The organism is Paenisporosarcina sp. P4_D4, assembly GCF_056401835.1.
In genome coordinates, this window is sequence record NZ_JBFUIO010000140.1 from 1 (window position 1) to 4,796 (window position 4,796).

At 42.8% G+C, this 4,796-nt stretch carries 3 protein-coding genes; 1 reads left to right on the forward strand and 2 read right to left on the reverse strand.

The annotated features are described in order from the left end of the window. The first annotated feature begins 382 nt into the window (after positions 1-382). Positions 383-2,047 carry a formate--tetrahydrofolate ligase gene (locus AC1DSL_RS15800; RefSeq protein ID WP_477532912.1) on the forward strand — a complete coding sequence of 555 codons (1,665 nt, stop codon included), beginning with the start codon at positions 383-385 and terminating at the stop codon, positions 2,045-2,047. 193 nt (positions 2,048-2,240) lie between these two features. Here AC1DSL_RS15800 and AC1DSL_RS15805 read toward each other — a convergent pair whose 3' ends face one another. Both AC1DSL_RS15805 and dacB read right to left on the reverse strand, forming a co-directional pair. Then, a complete protein-coding gene (locus AC1DSL_RS15805; protein ID WP_477532913.1) occupies positions 2,241-3,632 on the reverse strand; it encodes a bifunctional metallophosphatase/5'-nucleotidase in 1,392 nt (463 codons plus the stop codon). 114 nt (positions 3,633-3,746) lie between these two features. Next, the coding region (gene dacB, locus AC1DSL_RS15810; RefSeq protein WP_477532914.1) for a D-alanyl-D-alanine carboxypeptidase/D-alanyl-D-alanine endopeptidase at positions 3,747-4,796 on the reverse strand (1,050 nt) is incomplete at its 5' end.

Genomic DNA, 4,796 nt, shown 5'->3' on the forward strand with positions numbered 1-4,796 from the left:
CATTCACACAAAATATTTACAAGTGGAGCAGATCATGAAAACTAAAAATCGTTGGTTGATTGCATTATCCGCTATAGAAGACCTTTTTGGTACAAAACAGCTTGGTGCAATGCTGCAGCTGGATTGCYAGGCCCGATAGTTGTATCATGGATTCGTGAAACAACAGACAGTTACCAAGGAACACTAATCGTATTCTCGCTTCTTTTTTTAGTCGCTTTAACCATTTCACTGTTAATTCGATTAGATATTCAAAAGTTTCGCCAATTAAAGGCACCGCAACTAGATATTGTTGTTAAATCATCAACAAAGATAACTGAGAAGAAGTACTCATCAGGATCAATAAAAGATATCAATAAATGGAACAAGGAAGGTTGGGAAATTCATGACATTTACAGACTTATCCATCGCGACGAATGCAACCATGTTACCAATCCAGGAAATCGCAGACAAAGCAGGGATTCCTAGAAAAGCACTTGAACTTTACGGCAATTTCAAAGCCAAAATTGACGTTTCTTCCCTGCCACCTGCAACGAAAAATGGAAAAGTTGTCTTAGTTACTGCCATCAGTCCGACGCCCGCAGGAGAAGGAAAATCAACCGTGACGGTAGGATTGGCTGACGCGTTCAACCAGTTGAATGAATCGGTCATTGTTGCATTGCGTGAACCGTCTTTAGGTCCTGTGATGGGTGTAAAAGGTGGTGCCACTGGTGGTGGATTTGCACAAGTATTGCCAATGGAAGATATCAACCTGCATTTTACGGGAGATATCCATGCCATCACGACTGCCAATAACGCATTATCCGCGTTTATTGATAATCATTTACATCAAGGTAATGAATTGAATCTTGATCCACGAAGAATTGCATGGAAACGAGTGCTCGATATGAATGACCGTGCATTAAGACAAATTACCATTGGATTGGGCGGTCCTATGCAAGGAATCCCTAGACAAGATGGTTTCGATATCACTGTAGCTTCTGAAATCATGGCCGTTCTTTGCCTTGCCACTTCTTTAGAAGATTTAAAGGAGAAGCTTGCGCAAATGGTTATTGCGTATACATACGATAAAGAACCCGTAACGGTTCGCCAATTAGGCGTAGAAGGCTCCTTGACAATGCTTTTGAAGGATGCCTTCAAGCCGAACCTGGTCCAAACCATAGAGGGAACACCCGCCATTATTCACGGTGGTCCTTTTGCCAATATTGCACATGGCTGCAACTCCTTGATGGCAACCAACACAGCACGAAGACTTGCTGATATCGTCGTAACAGAAGCAGGATTCGGAGCAGACTTAGGTGCGGAGAAATTCATGCACATCAAATCAAGAAAAGGTAACTTCCATCCCGATGCCGTTGTCATAGTCGCAACGGTTCGTGCATTGAAAATGCATGGTGGCGTCTTGAAAAACGAGTTGACACAGCCAAATGCTGATGCAGTTAGACAAGGTATGACCAATTTGGCGAAGCATGTGGATACCGTCCGTCAGTTTGGCATTGAGCCGGTTATTGCTTTGAACCGTTTTATTACCGATTCACAAGAGGAAATGCAAGAGATTATGGAGTGGGCTCAAAAACAAGGCGTGAATATTGCCCTAACAAATGTGTGGGAGCAAGGTGGCAAAGGTGGACTTGAATTGGCGAAGCTCGTCAAACAAGAACTGGACAAACCTACTGACTTCAAGTTACTGTATGACGAAATGGACTCCGTCGAAGAAAAACTGCGTGTGATTGTTCAGCAAGTATACGGTGGAGCTGGCGTACAGTTAACGGACAGCGCGAAGAAAAAGCTGGTCGAATTGAAGAAATACGGCTGGGATGCTTTGCCTATTTGCATGGCGAAAACACAATATTCCCTTTCGGATCAACCGTCCCTTCTTGGTCGCCCTGAAGGCTTCGTTATTACCATTCGCGATATCATCCCAAAACTGGGTGCAGGGTTCCTAGTCTGCCTGACGGGTGATATCATGACGATGCCAGGATTGCCAAAACAACCAGCTGCGTTAAAAATGGATATTGATGCAGAAGGAAATGCTGTCGGGTTGTTTTAACCTCTGATTTGAATAAATGACTCTGTTAAACGGTACTGTTGTTTATCGTACATTTGCGCTTACCGCACGCTCCGCATGAGCCAACAAGTTAGAAAAAGCACGGCTTTCGCAGAATCTCTTCTAATTTAAAGGGATCTTAGAAAACTCGTGCTTTTTTATTTAGCCCTACGTGGAGCTTAAGTGTTTACTAAATTCACACATTCACACTCGCCACTTGTTTCCATCGATTCATCATCGCCCGCTCTACAAAGTCGGGTTGATTTGCATACTGACGTATAACATCTTTGATTTCCTCCGGGCTATACTGATCATTTCGGTTATGGGCAAGTGATGGGTAGCCAGAACCGCGCTGTAAATAATCGGAGCTAGCGACTGAATACCAAACCTCGTCTTCCATTAGCCTTTTGCCAATCATTACACCTTCAATTGTTTTGCCGTCGTGAATTATGTCAGCTCCGGAAATGTGCAGTCTGCCAACGAATTTCCCTCTGAAGCCAGGTCCTCTGCCATCTGCCAAACAAACCTGGGCATCTAGTGATTGCTCCAACGCTAACTTGATGTCTTTTCCTTTCACTTCAAATGATGTTGGGTTTAAGGGGGACGGACACACCTCAATCAACTTTTTATGGGATAGATCGTGAAAAATACCTGAATTCGCAATGCCACTGTTGATTAATCCAATCTCGCACTTTAACATATCTTTCAATCCGTCCGCAATGAGATTTGTCAGCGGATTTTCATCCAGGACATCATGCCAAAGTGGTTGTTCAAGATGATAGAGGGAACGACTCAATATCGTTATGGCTTTTGCTTTATTCTCTTTTAAAATGGTCGTTATACGTTCATCGATTTCTTCATTTTTTGTTGGGAGAGTGGCCGAATAAATCAGTTCTACTTGTTTATTCTCGTTTATTTCAATGTCCACAATCCCTAAGTATTCACCGTAATTGCCAGCACTGTTCATGATGGTGCCATGGGCAATTTTCGCTTCATTATACAGCTGATGATCATGTGCAGACAGAATGATATCTATTTCCGGAATATCCTCTGCCACTTCCTCATCGGCTACCGTGCCTAGATGGCTCAGTAACACACACAGGTCATACTGTCCTTCATTGCGTTTGATTTCGTTTGCTATCATGTCTTTAGAAGGATATACATGGATTCCTAGACCCTCATTGAAAACCCCCATATCCGGGGATGAACCGGTAATCAAAATGCGGAGACCATTTTTCACTACAATAGCGCTGGAAACAACTCCTTGAATGATACTCAAATCTTTTTTCACCAAATTGTTGCTGATAAAAGGAACGGAGCTATGACTCGCCATATGCTCGAGAGTTCCCACACCGTTGAACATTTCGTTGTTTCCTATGGTTAAGGCGTCATATCCCACTTCTTCTAACAGCTCAATAGCTGCGATGCCTTTTGTGCCCTGCAGTTCAATGCTTTTAAAGTCCGCAAAATCCCCACCATCAAGCACAATGGTATTGTCATTTTTACATGTTGAAATCAGTGTGGCCATTCGTGAAAAATTGTCAAAGTTGCTATGTAGGTCATTGGTATGTAAAATTCGTAATTTCATGTTGTCCCCCCAATTTTTGTCTCTACTTGATTATTCTATCTATTTTTTCATATTCCTTTATATTAACGAAATAGCACAATAAAAGGCTGCACCGTTTAAGGATGCAGCCCAGAATTATTGGGATGTATTGGTATTCGCAATCGCGGTTGCCAAGCGATCAATGACAGGAACTGTGCTAGATTTTGTATTTTGAGTTTGGACGGTGAAAATCAGCCATTCACCATTTCTTGTTTTAGCATAGCCTGCTAGAGCACTTGCATTGTCTAAACTGCCCGTCTTGGCAATTACATTTCCTTTAGCAGGTGCTGTCTTCATTCGCGTTCGTAACGTTCCGCCAACAAATCGTTCAGATTCACCTGCTATTGGCAATCCTTTACGGAACGTTCCATACCAAGGTTCTGACCTGACTAGATGCAGTAACTTGGACATCTGGCTTGAAGGTACTTTATTTGCATGCGACATTCCAGATGCGTCTTCAAATACCCATTGGTTCACATCTAAGCCGATAGAAGCTGCATAATTTCGCATGACTCTAAGTCCGGCATCCCAGCTGCCTTTTCCATATGTAACTTTACCCATTTCCTTTGCCAAAACTTCCGCGTGAGTATTGTTGCTTAACTTCAAAAATGGAATCATTAAATCTTTTAATGGCATCGATTTTTTGGAAAGAAGAACGCGTGCCGTACTAGGTGTAGTGCCCTGTACCACTTTAGATGTTGAAACAAACGATATCCCTTTAGAAGATAAAGATCTCTTGAAAACATCCATCGCATACGCAGTTGGGTTGGAAACGGCTATCCATTCTTTACTGCCTGCAGAACCGATTGGAGCATTTCCTGTTATCACGACTTTATTCGTGCCGACTTCACGTTTGATTTTCAACGTATTGCTATACCCTTTAGGCACTGTTTTAGATAAATTAACAATGCGTACGACACCCGTAGCAGGTGTTAACGTAACTTGTGCAGCTCGTCCATTCACGGAAGGTTTGGCATTTACAATGACAGAGCCTGCATCATAATCCGTATTCGGTGAAAGGCTTAATGCAGAAATTTGTGCAGCGTAATAATAGGATTCGTCTTCTCTTGCAATCCCCGGTGAAAGCCGGTCAGCATCGTACCAACTGTCGTCCCCGATAATGTGTCCAGACAGTCGCTTTACTCC